Here is an 18,142-nt window from a genome sequence, read left to right on the forward strand (position 1 = left end):
GTAATAAGCAACAGCAAAGCGAGACTGGTACGTGGTTGAGATGCAAGTCGCGCTTTGCTGTTGGTTTATTTAGTAAGAGGTAGGGATGCTTTTATTTTTTTCAAAATGACTGGAATGCACGGTCTGGCGGGACATTCACAATATTCTCTAACGACAATCGGGCAGCAGTTGTTGGTTGGACATTGTCCCGAATCTACTTCAACAGTGTAGTTTCCTGGTTCATGTACTGACAAAGTTTGGGCAGTTGCTCCTATGATTTCGACCCCATCTTTAAACCATTGATAAGAAGTAAAACCGCCTGGTGCGTTTATAATCAAAGTGTCTTGGCGGGAGGTACAAATGGGGATTGGTACACTTAAATAGGCAATGGCATAATCATCTTCGGTCTTATCGTAGTTGTTGGGCTCAGAATCCAAATCGACTCCTATGGCCTTGATCACTTCCGCCTGATTGCTCACAAAACCTCCCTGGAAGCCGTCGATTTTATTGATTTTGGCCGTGATGGTCAAGGTGTCAGATTCGCCGGGCTGTATAGAAAACGGCCCCCAGATGTGCGTTGAGGGATCGTAGGTCCCTTTGTTGGTAGTAAAATTGATGAAGGTTAAGTTATTCACCAATGTGTCGGCTATCATTACACTATCGGCAATGGCCGTTGAGGTCGTAGCAACATTGCGAACTACTATTTCAAAAATAACTTCGTCGCCTACTTCATGTATGCAATTTCCGATAACCCGTTTGGTGATTTCCAAATCAATTTTTTTCTCCATCATGTCATTGATTGTCAGTCCTATATCAAATGTGAAGTTGTTTTGGGAGTTGTCGCCCGTGATTACTTTTACAATGGCTTGGGTCGAATCAGTGTTAAACTCAGCATCAGAATCACGAAGGAAGTTTTGCGTATCACCCGTTACCTGTAGTGGAGAAATCGTTAAGGTATCAATGAGTTTGACGGTTTGCGCCTGCAGCCTGCCATTGGCAGGGATGGTGCCCAGCACCGACGTTGGAATTTCCTGATTCAGGTCAATCCGGATTTCGTAGGTGTGGTTTCGTTTCAATCTTCCGGCTACGTTTGTGTCATTAAAATAGTAATGTCCACCGTTGGCTGTGGTATCGCGGGCTACTTCAGTCCCACCATTTTGCATGTCGTGGAGGGTGATTACGATATTGTCCAGGAGGGCTTCGTTGGGAGTTTGTATGCCATCTTTGTTGACATCAAGCCACACAGTATTACCGATTTCTAGCGGAGCTGGGTCACATATTCTCGCTAAATCACCTACTCCCCCCGACTTGCCCAATGAGCCTGGGTTGAGTGAATATACAGAAAAACTCCGATTTCGTGTGCCAGTTTTGGTGTCGTAAGCAACAAAACCAGTTGATAAGTACAGGCCGTGTATGGGGTCCATGGCCGAAACCAATACTTCTGGTATGCCCGCTATTTTAAGCATTGCTCCGTTGGTAATTTCGCGGTGCCCTACTTCGTTAGCGCCATTGAGCCAGTAATCTTCACAGAAAAACTCCCCCCCACCGGGACCTGAGTTTGTATTGATGCCGCAGCCCTGCAAGTTGCCAGATTTGCCGTTGTTTTCTAGGGTATATGTACTGTCGGCGTTGTATTGGGCTCTTACTATATCGCCGCTCATAAATCCATAATAGTTCAAGGTGTCATCAACGGCAATACCGGGTTGGTCTTGTCCAGTTTGCAAGCCAAGGCGGTCCATAAACGCGATGATCAATGAGCCGTCATCATCAAATTCTATATCGGATAGAATGGCCTGCGGATAGATGGCAAATGCGGCAACTGGGTCAGGACTCCCCGCTGGATAATTGCATTGTTTTGGGAAAACATTAGTCCAAGGTTGCCATCCATTGGTAGCATCGCATCCTGGTGTAGCATCAATGGCTCCGCGTGGGTAATCCAGTCCAAATTCAAAGATGTTGTTGAAAGTGGTGGTTTTTTGGTCAAACTCATAGATAGCCGCTTTCAAATCGCTTTTCTTTTGTGATGTCTCGGCCGTACATACGACGCCAACGTAGAGTTTGCCACGGTAATATTTAAGCGCCCAGGGCACAAATTCATTGTTTGAGCAGCCAGGATGTGGTATTTGAAAAGATTTGGTTTGTGCTTCTGCCATGTTGGCGGGAGCTTTCAGCGGTTTCTGAACCGAAAAACTGTAAAGTTTTCTGTCGTATAGATTTATTAAAAATAAGGTGTCCTGATAAACCGATAGTTGTGAACCGCCAATTCCTACCTTAGCCGCGGTATGAAACGCGAGTGAGTCGCGACTTTTGGCCAATTTGTCGGCAGGAAGTACATTAAGTCCTGTTACAGGGTCAATGTGTGGGTCTGGACCAGTATCAATTCCGATGGTTTTGACATCAATAAAATTGGAGACAACTCGGTTATTGAGATCTACGGAGTAGAAACCTCCCGTACCCAGTGGGCCGAGGCCTACGTGGCGCCGGGTAATGGCTCCGATGATTAGCGTGTTGGAAGAACGCTGATAGGAAGCAATCCAAGTAGACCCGATTTCACTTGCATTGGCCAGTTTTTCCATAGGGGAGCCCGACGGAGTCCCTCCTTCACCTTCAGCATTGTAATCAAACAAAACAAGCGCAGGGTCATCGCCAGCGCTGCCATTTTTGAGGGGGTCGCCCATGGAGTAGCAGGCTGTGATGATTTGAGCATTAATGTCTACGTTGCAGAACTCGTCATCATTGAAAATACCTAGGTTTACATTAGTTGCGGGCGCCTGCACAAATTGGACTTCTGTGCCATTGTGAGGGCCTGATGAACTAACAGAAAATGTTTCGGGCAGATTGAAAAACTCTACTCGAACAGCCGAACCACTGGGCACCTGTTGGGCCGTAAAAGCATAATAACCAGCCTTATCGGTTTGAGTGATAAGGGGATGGGCATTGCCATTCACAAAGATACGTACCCCAATGGCAGTAACTCCTGCTTCGGTAGGGGATACGGATGTTTGAATGCCATTTGCGTCAAAATCGTAGAAGACTGTTCCGCTCACTTGAGCGCGGCAACCCACACTATAAGACATAATTAATAGGTTAATGGCAAAGAGAGTTAGTAAAGTGCGGGATGTATAACAAACCCATGGCGACAATAGACTCATGATGAAATTAGATGTTATATGATTCGGCGAAACCTAATAGGTATATTATTTAATAGAAGTAAAGTTCAGATATACAGGTGGTTGTGTGATTTTATTGGCTTTGAAAAAATAATAAATCAGCTTCAAAATGGCGCATTTGAGTATTGCTTTGTCATTTAGGGCTAAAAAATATATTTTCATTTTCTTAGTTTTAATCGCTAAAAAGGTAAAATTTTTATATTTTATTCGACATATTAATATAGTTCCAAATACCCTGCCATTGTATTTGGATTGACTTGAGAATAGGTAAGATACTGAGGGTGAAAAAGTAGAAAGTAGCTGTAAATGAGGCAAAAGTGAGAAGAAGAAGCTTTTTGGGGAGCAATTGAAGTAGTTTTGTTTTTTTTTAGTATGGAATAGAGTTTTATAAGCTTTCGCAAAGTCAGATGTAGGAGCGCGACTTCAACAAATATGATGCCAAGGCTTTTGTTTTAGTTGATTTACAGGGCTGTTGTTGTATTTGTAAATTATTGAAAAAGAGGGTGTTTGTTCTGTAAGGTATATATTTGCGTTGTTTGTTGCGATTAGTTCTTACTTTCTGGGATAAAGGTGTTTTTAGAAAAACAGATCGAAAATCATTCGAAAAAGTAGGCTTCGATTGGGTACTTAAAAAGAAAGAGGCTATCCAGAAAGGTAGCAGAAATTGGGTAGGCGAATGAATCGTCTACCTTGCGTGGTATCATATGCGATTGGTTTAACGAAGGGCTTTTAGAATTCGGAGGCGCTTTGATTTGGGAAGCACTTGAGCATGTTTACTTAAGATAGATTGCAGTAAACGTTTGACTAGGGAGAGGTACTTACTAGCTTTGGGTTGGTCAATGGTAAAAAAAGCTGCCAGTTGCTCTTGGAGAATATCACCTTTTAAATAAATAAGGCCAAAAAGAAGGGCGTCTCGGTTGTCGGTAAAGATATTGTTTCGGCGCAGTGAAGTTTGACGTAGTCGAGGGGCTCCTTCTAGGGTAAACTGAGAAAAATAATTCTTCCATTCGTTCTCAAAAAAAGAATGAAGGGTTTCAAATTCCTGCTTTTTCAAGCCCGTTAACTGACGAAGCGCAACGTCATCGTTTTGTAAATTCAGATAACGTTGAATGGTAATTATAATCATATTTTTGTTGAGTATAGCACGTCCTATAAAAGACGTATTATTTGACATAGTGGATTATGTCAAATATCCTGCCATGCTTAAAAATATCTAACGAAAGCGTTATCTTGCGCTTTCAACTTTGGCTTTAAAATAGAGTGCTAACTGTAGAAAATGACGATTTTGGTTTAGAAGAAGTTACGCTGTTTGCGGATTTAATCTTACCAGTTCCGGTGAGACAATTGTTTACGTATCGTGTTCCGAGAGTTTTTAACGCTGCCATCAAAAATGGTGCCAGAGTGGTCGTTCCTTTTGGTAAAAACCGTGTCGTAACGGGTGTTGTAGCCCATATTCATACCACTCCGCCGTCGCGTTATCAAGCCAAATACATCGGTGAACTATTGGATGACGAGCCCTTGGTAACTCCTTACCAAATCGCCCTTTTTAACTGGATTGCCGATTATTATTTATGCAGTGTGGGAGAGGTGCTCAACGTAGCCCTTCCGTCTGGCCTGAAGATTACGAGCCAATCCAAAATTCAGTACAATCCCGATTTTGAGTATTTTGACCTGCTTACCGAAGAAGAGGCCGGCCTTTTGGAAGAAATAAAAAAATACCAATCTCTCACGTATGAAGAAGTAGGAAAGCGGGTAGGAGACCAGAACATCAATCACGTCATAAAATCGTTGATTGGCAAGCGGGCCGTTATTCTGTACGAAGAAGTACGGGAAAAATACAAGCCTAAAATTCAGAAAAAAGTTAAACTGACGGGTCGGTACGAAACCCGCGAAAACCTGATGGAGTTGATTGGCCAACTCGACAAAACGCCTAAACAACAGGAAGTTGTCATGCGTTATATGAGTCAGGTGCCGATCCAAAATGATCCATATGCCAATCGTACGGGCTTGGAAAAGAGTTTTTTTACCCAAAATGAAGAAATCTCTGATTCGGCATTGAGTACGCTGATAAAGAAAGGCGTTTTTGAAGAGTTTGAAGTGACCGTGTCGCGATTTGCAGAAGTAAAACCTGATTTTACGGCTGGCATTAATATTAAACTAACGACGGCTCAACAACGCGCGTTTGACGAGATTATTAATCTATTTCAGGAAAAAGATACGGTGCTGCTCCACGGAGTGACGGGGAGCGGTAAAACCGAAGTGTACATTCACCTCGCCCAGCAGGTACTGGAAAGTGGCTCACAGGTGCTGTTTTTATTGCCCGAAATCGCCCTTACGACCCAGATTGTGGTGCGCTTGAAAAAAGTTTTCGGAGATAAACTTGGCATTTACCACTCCAAATTTTCCGACAATGAGCGGGTAGAAGTCTGGAAAGGAGTCGTCTCGGGGCAGTTCCAGTTGGTTGTGGGCGTCCGTTCGGCTATTTTTCTACCTTTTGATGCTCTCGGGTTAATCATCGTTGACGAAGAGCACGAAAGTTCCTACAAACAATACGACCCTGCGCCTCGCTATCATGCCCGCGACGTGTCGATTGTGGCCGCGCAGCACCAGCAAGCCAAAGTGTTGTTGGGTTCAGCTACGCCCGCGTTGGAGTCGTATTATCAGGCGTTGAATGGCCGCTACGGTTTGGTAAAATTGACCGAGCGCTTCGGCAAGGCCAGTATGCCCGAATTTGTGCTGATTGATACCAAGCAGGAGCGTAAAACAAAAAAAATGAAGTACGAATTTTCGTCGGTTTTGGTAGAGGAGCTGCGCGAAACATTGGCCCGAAACGAACAGAGCATTATTTTTCAAAACCGCAGAGGTTATTCGTCTTATTTACAGTGTGAAGAATGCGGGTGGATTGGTGAATGTGAAAATTGCGCCGTAAGTTTGACGTATCACCAAAAAGACGCCGAGCTTCGGTGCCATTATTGCGGTCATAAAGAAGAGGTACCGAAATTTTGCCCTGGTTGCGGTTCTACCAAAGTACGTACCGTTGGGTTTGGGACCGAAAAGCTGGAAGATCAACTCAAAATTTTCTTTCCCACAGCCCGCGTAGCTCGGATGGATTTGGATACGACCCGCGCCAAAAATGCCTATAAAGAAATGATTGAGGACATTGAGCAGGGCAATGTAGACATTTTGGTGGGGACTCAAATGATAAGCAAAGGGCTTGACTTTGAGAATGTAAGTATGGTGGGCGTTTTTGATGCCGACCGCATGATTCACTTTCCTGATTTACGCTCAACCGAAAGAGCGTTTCAGTTGATAACGCAGGTGAGCGGCCGGGCTGGACGCCGGGCAGACCGAAAAGGACGGGTATTAATTCAGACTGGAAACACAAATCAAAAGATTTTACAAAAAATTATTGCGAACGATTACGAAGGAATGTACGCCGAAGAAATTGTGGAGCGAGAGCAGTTCAAATATCCACCGTTTACGAGACTTATAAAATTGACTGTCAGACATTTGGAGCAGAGTGTGGCGCGTCAGGGAGCCGAAAAACTTACCCATCTTTTAATGGAAAAAATGGGGGAAGACCGAGTGCTGGGACCGCAACCACCGCTGGTCGAACGCATCCGAAATCGGTTTTTGTTTGACATTCTTATAAAACTCGAGCGCGAAAAAGTTAATTTTAAGGCCGCAAAGACTTTTATCCTCGAAAAAGTGACGGATATTCTGACCGATAAAACATTAAAAGGGGCTGATGTAACCATTGATGTAGATTGCCTCTAATAATACCCATCAAAAAAACCTAGCCAAAAGATGATCAATAAAAAGACCAAGATTGTTGCCACCGTAGGCCCTGCTTCAGAAACATCTGAACTTCTGTATTCACTGGTACAGGCAGGGGTGAATGTATTCCGACTGAATTTCTCGCACGGCTCTCATGCCGATCACTTGGAACGTATTCAGAAAATCCGCCAAAATAATGCTACCTACGGTCTCAGCGTTGGAATTTTGCAGGATTTGCAGGGCCCTAAAATTCGCATCGGCAATGTCGAAAGCAAAGACGGTGTGAAAATTGTAGCAGGCCAAAAATTAGTGTTTACCAATGATGATATTATTGGTACTTCTGAGCGCGTAAGTACACCTTATAAAGGAATGTACCAAGACGTAAAAATGGGCGAGCGCATCCTGATGGACGATGGCAAGCTGGAAGTAAAAGTAGTAGGCATCGAAGGAACCGATGTGGTAACGGAGGTAGTCTATGACGGTATCTTGAAGTCTAAAAAAGGAGTAAACCTTCCGAATACCAAAGTGTCGATGCCGTCGGTAACGGAAAAAGACTACGAAGACCTCGAATTTGGTTTGGAAAATGATGTAGACTGGATAGCGCTGTCATTTGTTCGCTATGCGTCTGATATTCAGGAGGTAAAAGATTATATCAAAGCAAAAGGCAAGAGTATTCGGGTGGTGGCTAAAATTGAAAAGCCAGAAGCCATCGAAAACATTGATGCCATCATTGAAGCCACCGATGCCATTATGGTGGCTCGTGGAGATTTGGGCGTAGAATTGCCCGCCGAGGAGGTTCCCATGATTCAGAAAATGATTGTGGAGAAATGTAACCGCGCGGCTAAGCCCGTTATTGTGGCTACGCAGATGCTCGAAAGCATGATTGATGCCCCACGACCTACGCGGGCAGAAATCAATGATATTGCCAATTCAGTGCTGGACGGTGCCGATGCAGTTATGCTCAGCGCAGAAACTGCCTCTGGCAAATACCCCATTGAGGCCGTTACGAGCATGGCACAGACGATTCGTCAGGTAGAACAAACGGAAGCGAAGAAAAAAGCGGATGATACCGAAATTTATTTCAAATACCATGCTGCTGTTAATGATAATCCTGGCCCTAATGTGCTGAATGACAACGTAGTAATGAGCGCTTGTCGCTTGGCGCGTGATACCCACGCAAAGGCGATTATCGGGGTGACGCGTTCTGGTTATACGGGTGTTCGTTTGTCGCATCACCGCCCAGAAGCTGATTTGTATGTCTTTACGCCCAGCCGCTCGCTCATGTGTGCGCTTTCGTTGTACTGGGGAGTGAAGTCGGTGTATTATGACCGTGAAGACCTTACGACTGATGATTTGATTGACGATATCAAAAGGGTTCTTGTTGAAAAAGAAGCATTGCATACGGGAGATATTTTCGTAAACACGCTAAGTATGCCCGTCAGCAAGCACCGCAAAACCAACGCGGTTAAATTGAGTATTGTAGACTGATCCGTTTTCGGTTTCGGTAGAGTTTTAAGCCCTTTCTCTCGCCGAGAAAGGGCTTATTTTATGCACTATATATTGGAAGAACGGGTGTATTTCCATTTAAAATAAAGAATAACAAACGAAAGAATCAGCGTGGTGGCGTTGGCGGCCACAACTGGAAAAGAATGCGCCATGATGCCATAACCGAGCCAAAGCGCTACACCAACGGTAAACAACAAAAACATGGCCAGTGAAACGTCTTTGGCAGATTTGGTACGGTAAATCTGTAAAACCTGGGGAATAAAGGCAAGCGTGGTTAACGCACCCGCTGCATAGCCCATTATCTCTAACATTGCTGTACGAATTTTAATGAATAATGCTTGTATAGTAGAAAAGTTATATAAAAAGTTTCATAACATCATGTATTTGTTGGTATAATACAACAAGTGATTGTAAGGATACTAAAACGAGCTTAGATTTTTGTTAAAATCCCCCAAAGAAGAGAATCAAAATAATTGACAATTTTTTGTGCCTTCAGAAGCAGTAGAGGCCTTTTCGGGTTGGGATAATGCAAAAAAATCAACTTTTGTTTGGAAAATAAATATTGACCGGTTTTATTTGTAACGCAAATACGCAATTAGCGTAATTTCGCTATCAGAAAAAATTTGCTCTAAAATGTTTACTAATATAATTGTGGTCGTGGTCGTCATTCTTTGCACCCAAACGGTGTGAGTGGATTCCGATTGCTACCGTCGAAGCCTCACTCACACCGAAAAATGAGTGAGGCTTTTTTGTAAAACCAACCTCCTATTATGTCAGAACAACTTAACAAATTCAGCCGCACTCTTACGCAAGAAGTAACAAATCCCGCCGCCAAAGCCATGCTCTATGGCGTAGGATTGACCAAAGAAGACATGCAAAAAGCCCAAATTGGCATTGCCAGTACGGGTTATGAAGGAAACACCTGCAACATGCACCTCAACGGATTGTCGGTGCATGTAAAAAAAGGAATTCAGGAAAATGGCATGGTCGGCCTTATTTTTCACACCATTGGTGTATCCGATGGCATGACTAACGGCAACGACGGGATGAGCTACTCGCTGCCAAGCCGTGACTTGATTGCCGATTCTATCGAAAACGTAGTGGGTGCCCAATGGTACGACGGAGTGATTGCGGTGGTAGGTTGTGACAAAAATATGCCAGGAGCCATGATGGCCATTGCCCGGTTGAACCGCCCAGCCATGTTGGTCTACGGCGGAACGATCCGGACGGGAGAATATAAAGGACAGAAACTCGACATTATTTCGGCGTTTGAAGCCTTGGGCAAGAAGTTTGCCGGAACGATTTCGGAAGAAGACTACGAAGGAGTTATTCAAAATGCCATTCCTGGTGCAGGAGCTTGCGGCGGAATGTACACGGCCAATACCATGGCTAGCTCAATGGAAGCAATGGGCTTAACGCTGCCCAATTCATCGACCTATCCGGCCACGCACGAAGGCAAAAAAGCGGAGTGTATCGCCATTGGAGCGGCCATGAAACAATTGCTGGAGAAAAACATTTGCCCGCGCGACATCATGACGCGCAAAGCCTTTGAAAACGCCATGACGGTGGTGATGGCGCTGGGCGGTTCGACCAACGCCGTGTTGCATTATCTGGCCATTGCCCGTGCCGCAGAAGTAGATTTTACGCTAAAAGATATTCAGGATATTTCGGACCGTACGCCATTGATTGCCGACCTTAAACCGTCTGGTAAGTATTATATGGAAGATGTATTGGCCATTGGCGGAGTTCCAGCCATTATGAAATATTTATATCAGCAGGGTCTTTTGCACGGCGATTGCTTGACCGTAACGGGTAAAACCATTGCTGAGAATTTGGCCGAAGCACCTGATTTGAATTTCGATACCCAAAAAATCATTTTCCCGCTTTCGACACCCCTCAAACCCACGGGACACTTACAAATCATGTACGGAAACTTGGCAACGGAAGGTGCCGTGGCTAAGATTACTGGCAAAGAAGGTGAGCGTTTTGAAGGAACGGCCAAGGTATGTGAGCGCGAAGAAGAAGTCATAGAATACATTTCAAAAGGTGAAATCAAAGCGGGGCATGTCATCGTGATTCGCAATGAAGGCCCCAAAGGCGGTCCGGGTATGCCCGAAATGCTTAAACCTACCTCGGCGGTGATGGGAGCGGGTCTGGGTGACAAAATCGCGATGATTACCGATGGTCGTTTTTCGGGTGGTACGCATGGTTTTGTGGTGGGCCACATCACGCCAGAAGCCTACATGGGCGGAACCATTGGCCTGGTAAAAGACGGCGATAAAATTACGATTGATGCCGTAAACAACGTATTGCAACTGCACGTCTCGGACGAAGAACTGGCCGAGCGTCGTAAGGAGTGGAAACAACCCGAGCCGCCGTTTAAAAAAGGGACGTTAGGCAAATACATCCGCAATGTGAAGTCGGCAAGCGAAGGCTGTGTAACGGATGAAGCGTAATTAATAAAGCAACAACAAATTAAAAACCATATCCGTCATGGACAACCAATTAACCATGATTGCACAACAGGAAATTGCGTCGGCAGAAGCTGTTTTGACGCAAGAAACAGTTCAGCCAATGACAACAACAGACGTTATTGCCGAAGGTCCTCGGTTTTTGTCGGGAGCGCAGGCGCTCATGGAATCACTGATTGCCGAAGGGACGGAAGTGATTTTTGGCTACCCGGGCGGTGCCATCATGCCTACGTATGATGCCCTCTTTGATTATTCTGACCGCCTAGACCATATTTTGGTACGGCATGAGCAAGGTGCTGGACACGCGGCGCAGGGATACGCCCGTACCAGCGGAAAACCCGGCGTTTGTCTGGTGACTTCTGGCCCTGGCGGTACTAATTTAGTGACGCCCATCGCCGATGCAATTATCGACTGTACGCCTTTGGTGTGCATCATTGGACAGGTAAAGTCAACTTTGCTAGGAACGGATGCTTTTCAGGAAACCGATATTATTGGGGTAACAACCCCCGTATGTAAGTGGAACTATCAAATCACCCACCCAGACGAAGTGCCAGAAGTAATGGCTAAGGCGTTTTACATCGCCACTTCTGGAAAACCGGGTCCCGTAGTGATTGACTTCACGCGGGATGCCCAAGTCGGGATGATGGATAAGCCCTATCAATACAAAAAAATAGAAGGTTTGACCAGCTATAAACCACGTATTGTGCCCAAAGATGAACACGTTCAGAAAGCGGCGGAATTAATCAATAATGCAAAAAAACCCTATATTTTATTTGGGCACGGCGTATTGATTTCGGGTGCGATGGAAGAGCTGAAGGCATTTGCCGAAAAAACCGATATTCCTTGCGCCAGTACTTTATTGGGATTGTCGGCGATGCCGATTGACCACCCCAATTATGTGGGTTGGTTAGGAATGCACGGCAATTATGGCCCCAATGTATTGACCGACCAAGCTGATGTCATTATTGCCATTGGAATGCGTTTTGACGACCGTGTTACGGGCGATGCCACCAAATACATTCGTCAGGCTAGGGTGGTGCATATTGAGATAGATCCGTCAGAGATTGATAAAATCATCAAGGCAGAAGCGCCAGTGGTGGGAGATGCCAAGGAAGCTTTGCGGAAGCTACTTCCCTTGGTGAAGGCCAATAATCACTCTACATGGCGCAATGAATTCAAGAAATTTGACGTCATCGAAGAGCAGAAAGTAACCCGCCGTGAGTTGAAGGAAGAAGGTGAAATCAAGATGGCGGAAGTGGTAAATATGCTTTCCCAAAAAACCAACGGAGAAGCCTGCATTGTTGCGGACGTAGGTCAGCACCAGATGATTGCGGCGCGATATTACCAATTTAAAAACCCACATTCATACATTGCTTCGGGCGGATTAGGAACCATGGGTTTTGCCATTCCAGCGGCGTTTGGGGCTAAAAAAGGTGCTCCAGACCGCGAAGTGGTAGCCTTTATCGGCGATGGTTGTTTTCAGATGACCATTCAAGAATTGGGAACCATTGCGCAGAGCGGATTAGCCGTAAAATTGATTATTCTCAACAATAATTATTTGGGAATGGTACGGCAGTGGCAACAGCTGTTTTTCGAAAAGCGCTATTCATTTGTGGAACTGAAAAACCCCGATTTTGTAACCATTGCCAAAGGCTTTGGTATTACGGGCCATACCTGCTCTGAGCGCGATAACCTGAGCGACTCACTAGATGCCTTGCTCAAATCAGATAAACCGTATTTGTTGGAAGTAATCGTGGAGAAAGAAGAAAACGTATTTCCAATGGTCCCTGCTGGGGCTTCGGTTGTTGATATTCGGTTGGACTAGGCCGACAAGACAGCAACGGTTTGGTACTTAAATAAATGCACAACTAAAAACTCCCCTTTGGAGCGAGCCGACGATTCGGTTGGGGCTTATGACGACTTACACCATCTGTATATTTACCGAAAATACTTTCGGATTGTTAAATAAAATTACAATTCTTTTCACCCGCCGGCGGGTCAATATTGAAAGTTTGACGGTGTCGGAGACCGAACGAAAAGGAGTGTCGCGGTACACCATTACCATCAAGCATGACAAACGCGAAGAAGTTGAAAAACTGGTTCGTCAAATCCGCAAAGTGGTGGAAGTTTTGGCCGTGTTTGGTTACCTAGACGATGAGGTTGTGTACAACGAAATCGCGCTTTTCAAAATCGCGACTCCTATCGGTACCCGACCCATCGACATCGAAACCATCAACAAAGTGTACAAAGCTTGGGTGGTTTATTGGGGGCTCGACTACGTGGTCATTGAGAAGGCGGGCAATGAAACTGAAATCATGGATTTCTTCCGGTATATCAAGCCTTACGGAATCCTTGAGTTCGTAAAATCAGGCCGTGTGGCCGTGGGAAAAACCCCCCAGGGGTTGGTGGAGTACCTTCCGCAGGAGGTACATGGCGAGTATTATGCTTAAAAAAACTACCTTTGTCAAAGCGTTTGGCAATCCAATTGGGAGAGTCAGACTGGTATAAAAACCGATAAATTTGACTGGATACGTTTGAATGAGACAACCACAGCAATCACTTACAACACCTTTTGGGTGGCTGGAGAGTAAATTACAACCGTTCTTTGACAATAAATTTTGGCAGATAAGGCTATTGTTTTTAGCCCTGATTATCTCAACTGGTACGCTGTTGACCTTTAATTTTATTTTGGTCGAGAAGGGCTTGCGAAGTTTGTATCTTGAAATGCGGCAACCGGGGTCTATGGGCGGGCTTTTTTGGGATGATATTATCAAGCAGGGCGCTGACCCGTTTACGCCCAAAGACTATGAAGCGGGGTCACACGAGGCAAATCAAACTTTTCGTCTGACCATACCGCTCATTGCGCAGGCGTTGCACCTCAATGTTGCTGGTTTATACGCCCTTCATGTGTTTATGGGGCTGGTGTTTTTGTGGTTTATGACGCGGGTAGTTTTTGAAATAGTGAAGGATAAAATCCTGACCTTCTATTTCATGACAGGGTTTACGGCAATCTACGCAGGGGCCAATTTTTACATCAATTTCCTAGGCCATTGCGATGCTTTCCCCTTTTGTTTTATGGTGTTGGCATTTTATTTTCGAAATCCACTTTCGGTTTTGATTTTTACCCAACTGGCCTTTTGGTGTGATGAGCGCGCCATTATCAATTCTTCTTATTTAGGGTTATGGTACGTGTTGCCACTGATTAAGCAGGTAGTTGATAAACGACAATTCTCTCTCAAAGAGATTCCGCTGCCAGTGATTGCATTAGTTGTTAGTGCAGGGATTTATTTAGCGATACGTCAATGGCTTTCCACAACGTACGGCTTGAAAGTAGGGCATGATAATGACTTGTCGCAGCGGACTAGTTTGTGGAGTTTAAGTATTCTCGGCGACAAATTTACGCGTGGTTTAGAAGGCTTTTGGCTTATTGTTTTTGCGGGTATGGTGGTTTTGGCCATGCTGAAAGATTGGTGGACATTGGTACTGCTGGGCGGATGTATACTGATTACGGGGGTAATTGGAGTGATGGTTGCCGATGGTACTCGCTCCTTGTCTTTTGGTTTTTATATGTTCTTTTTCATGTTGACCATTTTACGGGAACATATTCCAATCAATCAGTTGAAATATTTGCTGATTGTCAGTACACTCGTTTCTTTAATGTTACCGATGTCGTTTCCTTAAAATCGCATGAATCAGTCGTATTATAAACAATATTATCAGATAGAGCGTGAGCATTGGTGGTTTATAGTGCGGAATCAGATTATTATCAATCATTTGAAGCAGACCTTACCAAACCAACGTCCGCTTAAAGTCCTGAATGTAGGCGTGGCTACTGGGCATTTGTCGGAGTTGCTTGAAGTATTTGGAAACGTAAAATCAGTCGAATACGATCCAGAATGTTATGCTTTTACCAAAGCAAATGTATTGATTGATTTGATTCAAGGCTCAATTCTCGAATTACCTTTTGCCGATGATACCTACGATTTGGTCTGTGCATTCGACGTAATTGAACACGTTGAAGAACATCAATTGGCGGTCGATGAAATGAAACGAGTGTGTAAGCCCCAAGGCTTGGTGTGTGTGACGGTTCCTTCATTTATGTTTTTATGGAATCGCCACGATGAAGTTAACCACCATGTACGTCGCTACACGATGCCGGTACTCGAAGGGTTATTTAAGAAAAGCGGAAGCATTGTGTTCAGCAGTTATTTTAATTTTTGGCTGTTTTTTCCAATTGCTTTTTTTCGATTACTGTCAAAATTGCTGCCCTTGCATCGGCAAAAGATAGAAGATGCAGGTTCAGATTTTACCGTAATGAACGGCCCGTTTTTTCAAAATATATTTGGCCGTATTTTTAAAACTGAAGACAGGTTGATTCAAAAAAAAATAAAACTGTTTGTGGGCGTGTCGGCCCTGCTTACGTGGCAAAAGACAAAATAAGATTCAATAACAATTAATAAATAAACAAAACAATTCAATGGCACAAATCAATTTCGGCGGGAGCGTAGAAGAAGTAGTAACCCGCGAAGAATTTCCTCTTGAAAAAGCACGTGAAGTATTGGCAAATGAAACAATCGCCGTTATTGGTTACGGTGTTCAGGGCCCTGGTCAGAGCTTAAATATGCGCGATAACGGTTTCAACGTAATTGTTGGACAACGTAAAGGAAAAACCTACGATAAAGCAGTAGCAGACGGATGGGTTCCTGGTGAAACTCTTTTCGAAATCGAAGAAGCCCTCGAAAAAGGAACCATCATTTGTTTCTTATTGTCGGATGCTGCCCAAATTGAATTGTGGCCAACCGTAAAGAAAGCGCTTGTTCCTGGCAAGTCTCTGTATTTCTCACACGGTTTTGGTGTAACTTATAAAGAACAAACAGGTATCGTTCCACCAGCTGATGTGGATGTGTTTTTGGTAGCTCCTAAAGGCTCAGGAACGTCACTTCGTCGTTTGTTTGTAGAAGGAAAAGGTCTTAACTCTTCTTTTGCCGTATATCAGGATGCTTCAGGTAACGCCCGTACAAAATGTATCGCGATGGGTATCGGTGTAGGTTCAGGCTATTTGTTTGAAACTGATTTCTACCGCGAAGTTACGTCTGACCTTACTGGTGAGCGTGGAACGTTGATGGGTGCTATCCAAGGAATTTTTGCCGCTCAATACGAAGTATTGCGCGAAAACGGTCACTCGCCATCAGAAGCATTCAACGAAACCGTAGAAGAATTAACGCAATCATTGATGCCGCTCGTGGCTGAAAACGGTATGGATTGGATGTATGCCAACTGCTCAACCACTGCACAACGCGGTGCCCTTGACTGGTGGAAACCTTTCAAAGAAGCCACTAAGCCTGTATTCCAGAAACTGTACGATTCAGTAAAATCAGGTGAGCAGGCCAATATCTCCATCACACGCAACTCGCAGCCTGACTACCGTGAGAAACTCGAAGTAGAATTGGCTGAGCTTCGTGATTCAGAAATGTGGATTGCAGGAGCAGCTGTACGTAGCTTGCGTCCGGAACGTAACTGATACTTTGAACCTCGGCAAGGGCTGCGCGCCTCGGGCTGCGCGCCCCGGGCTGGGTGCCGCCGTTCAAAACCTTGCCGAGGTTATTTATTATCTTCATTTGAAAATATAGAAAATCCCCCGGGTTGTGTAAATTCGGGGGATTTTTGCAATTACACTAATCATTATTTCTTATGAGTCTCGCCTCCGAAAAACACAAGCCTAAAGCTGCGGATTTGCCCACATTTGACAATATTTTGCAGGCCGCTGAGCGAATTCGAAAAGTGGTAAAGCACACCGATTTGGAGCTAAACCTCAATTTTTCGGAACGTTATGAAGCCAATATTTACTTCAAACGGGAAGATTTGCAGGTGGTGCGCTCTTACAAGATTCGGGGTGCGTACAACAAAATGGCGAGCTTGTCGGCCGAGGCGCTTGAAAAAGGGGTGGTGTGTGCTTCCGCGGGAAACCACGCCCAGGGTGTAGCCTATGCCTGTAACAAAATGCAGGTTCGCGGCCGAATCTTCATGCCCAGTACCACGCCCGCCCAAAAGGTAAAACAGGTCAAACTTTTCGGAAAAGACCAAATTGAAGTGGTACTGCACGGCGATACGTACGACGATGCCTACCATGCTGCCAAGCACTTTTGTGAAAGCAATGAGGCAACCTTCATTCATCCCTTCGACGACGTGCAGGTGATGGAAGGGCAGGGGACCGTCGGGTTGGAAATCTTCCGGGATGCTGATTTTAAAATTGATTATTTACTGTTTGCCATCGGTGGCGGTGGCCTGGCCTCGGGCGTAACGACGGTGTTTAAACAATTGAGCCCCGCCACAAAACTCATTGGGGTAGAGCCGCTTGGCTCTCCGACCATGTACACGGCCATCAAGGAAAATCACGTAGTAACGCTCGAAAACATTGATAAATTTGTAGATGGAGCGGCCGTAAAACGTGCTGGTGAGCATACGTTTGAAGTGTGTCGCAAGAATCTGGATTCTATTTTGTTGGTTCCCGAAGGAAAAGTATGCTCTACTATCTTGCAATTGTATAACGAAGAAGCTATCGTGGTTGAGCCAGCGGGCGCGCTTACGGTAGCAGCACTCGACCAAATCAAGGATGAAATCAAGGGCAAAGATGTAGTATTGCTGATTGGCGGTGGCAACAACGACATTACCCGTACCGAAGAAATAAAAGAGCGCAGTTTGCTTTACGAAGGACTCAAGCATTACTTTATCATTCGGTTTCCGCAACGTTCGGGTGCATTCAAGGAATTTTTGAACCATGTTCTTGGACCTAACGACGACATTGCGCACTTTGAATACTCTAAAAAAACTGCTCGTGAGCGCGGCCCTGCCTTGGTAGGTATCGAATTGCGCCACAAAGAAGATTTTGAACCGCTTCTGGCCCGAATGCAGGAGCACAACATGCAATTTGAATACATCAATAATAAGCCCGATTTATTTGAGTTTTTGATATGAATTTTGATTTTAGAAAATACCACGTCAGGGCCATCAACGCCCAAAGCGAAGCCGAGAAAGCGGCGATCAACCAAGAGTTGAAAGACCTGTACGATGCCCTTTCAGAGGATGAAAAGAAAGTGTTCAATGAAGAATTACAGAAATTTCTGATGTCGCAATACAAAGCAATCGGCGATGATTATCAGGCCCTGAAAAAAGGCGGGGCGTTTAATTAATAAATGGTTGCCGACGTAAGAGGTCGGATGTATGATAAAAAGATCATTC

Annotated in this window: 13 protein-coding genes; 10 read left to right on the top strand and 3 right to left on the bottom strand. The window is 44.8% G+C overall.

Going from position 1 to position 18,142, the window contains the following annotated elements; translation table 11 throughout:
- Positions 1-65: 65 nt before the first annotated feature.
- Together DR864_RS21665 and DR864_RS21670 are read right to left on the bottom strand one after the other, a co-directional pair.
- Entirely contained in the window at positions 66-3,056 is a 2,991-nt protein-coding gene (locus DR864_RS21665) for an SdrD B-like domain-containing protein (protein WP_162794023.1), read from the bottom strand.
- A gap of 808 nt (positions 3,057-3,864) precedes the next feature.
- Positions 3,865-4,275 carry a hypothetical protein gene (locus DR864_RS21670; RefSeq protein WP_162794025.1) on the bottom strand — a complete coding sequence of 137 codons (411 nt, stop codon included), beginning with the start codon at positions 4,273-4,275 and terminating at the stop codon, positions 3,865-3,867.
- 134 nt (positions 4,276-4,409) lie between these two features.
- Between DR864_RS21670 and priA the strand changes: the two genes are divergently transcribed.
- Together priA and pyk are read left to right on the top strand one after the other, a co-directional pair.
- Positions 4,410-6,926 (top strand): replication restart helicase PriA, encoded by a 2,517-nt coding sequence (gene priA / locus DR864_RS21675; RefSeq protein WP_114068939.1) that lies wholly within the window; start codon positions 4,410-4,412, stop codon positions 6,924-6,926.
- Positions 6,927-6,956: 30 nt separating this feature from the next.
- Positions 6,957-8,414 carry a pyruvate kinase gene (gene pyk / locus DR864_RS21680; protein ID WP_205319151.1) on the top strand — a complete coding sequence of 486 codons (1,458 nt, stop codon included), beginning with the start codon at positions 6,957-6,959 and terminating at the stop codon, positions 8,412-8,414.
- A gap of 65 nt (positions 8,415-8,479) precedes the next feature.
- Here pyk and DR864_RS21685 read toward each other — a convergent pair whose 3' ends face one another.
- The gene (locus tag DR864_RS21685; RefSeq protein ID WP_114068940.1) at positions 8,480-8,743 is read right to left on the bottom strand and encodes an SWEET family sugar transporter; all 264 of its coding nucleotides are present in this window, start codon (positions 8,741-8,743) and stop codon (positions 8,480-8,482) included.
- Positions 8,744-9,202: 459 nt separating this feature from the next.
- Between DR864_RS21685 and ilvD the strand changes: the two genes are divergently transcribed.
- The 8 genes from ilvD (at position 9,203) to DR864_RS21725 (ending at position 18,093) form a co-directional block, all read left to right on the top strand.
- On the top strand, positions 9,203-10,888 hold the full coding sequence (gene ilvD / locus DR864_RS21690) for a dihydroxy-acid dehydratase (RefSeq protein WP_114068941.1): 1,686 nt from the start codon (positions 9,203-9,205) through the stop codon (positions 10,886-10,888).
- A 118-nt stretch (positions 10,889-11,006) separates the two neighbouring features.
- Complete coding sequence (ilvB, locus tag DR864_RS21695) at positions 11,007-12,728, top strand: biosynthetic-type acetolactate synthase large subunit (protein ID WP_114070407.1); 1,722 nt, start codon at positions 11,007-11,009, stop codon at positions 12,726-12,728.
- Positions 12,729-12,816: 88 nt separating this feature from the next.
- Positions 12,817-13,353: an acetolactate synthase small subunit gene (gene ilvN, locus DR864_RS21700; protein ID WP_114068942.1), complete on the top strand. Its 537-nt coding sequence runs from the start codon at positions 12,817-12,819 to the stop codon at positions 13,351-13,353.
- 88 nt (positions 13,354-13,441) lie between these two features.
- Positions 13,442-14,584 carry a hypothetical protein gene (locus DR864_RS21705; RefSeq protein ID WP_162794028.1) on the top strand — a complete coding sequence of 381 codons (1,143 nt, stop codon included), beginning with the start codon at positions 13,442-13,444 and terminating at the stop codon, positions 14,582-14,584.
- 6 nt (positions 14,585-14,590) lie between these two features.
- Positions 14,591-15,343, top strand: coding sequence for a class I SAM-dependent methyltransferase (locus DR864_RS21710; protein ID WP_114068944.1), 753 nt, complete (start codon positions 14,591-14,593; stop codon positions 15,341-15,343).
- A 37-nt stretch (positions 15,344-15,380) separates the two neighbouring features.
- The gene (gene ilvC / locus DR864_RS21715) at positions 15,381-16,424 is read left to right on the top strand and encodes a ketol-acid reductoisomerase (protein WP_013926516.1); all 1,044 of its coding nucleotides are present in this window, start codon (positions 15,381-15,383) and stop codon (positions 16,422-16,424) included.
- Positions 16,425-16,594: 170 nt separating this feature from the next.
- Positions 16,595-17,878: a threonine ammonia-lyase IlvA gene (ilvA, locus tag DR864_RS21720; protein WP_114068945.1), complete on the top strand. Its 1,284-nt coding sequence runs from the start codon at positions 16,595-16,597 to the stop codon at positions 17,876-17,878.
- On the top strand, positions 17,875-18,093 hold the full coding sequence (locus tag DR864_RS21725; protein ID WP_114068946.1) for a hypothetical protein: 219 nt from the start codon (positions 17,875-17,877) through the stop codon (positions 18,091-18,093). Before ilvA ends, DR864_RS21725 begins: the two co-directional genes overlap by 4 nt.
- Positions 18,094-18,142 lie beyond the last annotated feature (49 nt).

The organism is Runella rosea (assembly GCF_003325355.1).
GTDB classification, from domain to species: Bacteria; Bacteroidota; Bacteroidia; order Cytophagales; family Spirosomataceae; genus Runella; species Runella rosea.

What these genes read in the sequence shown, in the direction of transcription:
- ilvC (WP_013926516.1), top strand. Translation starts at nt 15,381, where the DNA reads ATGGCACAAATCAATTTCGGCGGGAGCGTAGAAGAAGTAGTAACCCGC.
- ilvD (WP_114068941.1), top strand. Translation starts at nt 9,203, where the DNA reads ATGTCAGAACAACTTAACAAATTCAGCCGCACTCTTACGCAAGAAGTA.
- ilvA (WP_114068945.1), top strand. Translation starts at nt 16,595, where the DNA reads ATGAGTCTCGCCTCCGAAAAACACAAGCCTAAAGCTGCGGATTTGCCC.
- DR864_RS21665 (WP_162794023.1), bottom strand. Translation starts at nt 3,056, where the DNA reads ATGTCTTATAGTGTGGGTTGCCGCGCTCAAGTGAGCGGAACAGTCTTC.
- DR864_RS21670 (WP_162794025.1), bottom strand. Translation starts at nt 4,275, where the DNA reads ATGATTATAATTACCATTCAACGTTATCTGAATTTACAAAACGATGAC.
- DR864_RS21725 (WP_114068946.1), top strand. Translation starts at nt 17,875, where the DNA reads ATGAATTTTGATTTTAGAAAATACCACGTCAGGGCCATCAACGCCCAA.
- DR864_RS21685 (WP_114068940.1), bottom strand. Translation starts at nt 8,743, where the DNA reads ATGTTAGAGATAATGGGCTATGCAGCGGGTGCGTTAACCACGCTTGCC.
- ilvB (WP_114070407.1), top strand. Translation starts at nt 11,007, where the DNA reads ATGACAACAACAGACGTTATTGCCGAAGGTCCTCGGTTTTTGTCGGGA.
- DR864_RS21710 (WP_114068944.1), top strand. Translation starts at nt 14,591, where the DNA reads ATGAATCAGTCGTATTATAAACAATATTATCAGATAGAGCGTGAGCAT.
- DR864_RS21705 (WP_162794028.1), top strand. Translation starts at nt 13,442, where the DNA reads ATGAGACAACCACAGCAATCACTTACAACACCTTTTGGGTGGCTGGAG.
- ilvN (WP_114068942.1), top strand. Translation starts at nt 12,817, where the DNA reads ATGACGACTTACACCATCTGTATATTTACCGAAAATACTTTCGGATTG.
- pyk (WP_205319151.1), top strand. Translation starts at nt 6,957, where the DNA reads ATGATCAATAAAAAGACCAAGATTGTTGCCACCGTAGGCCCTGCTTCA.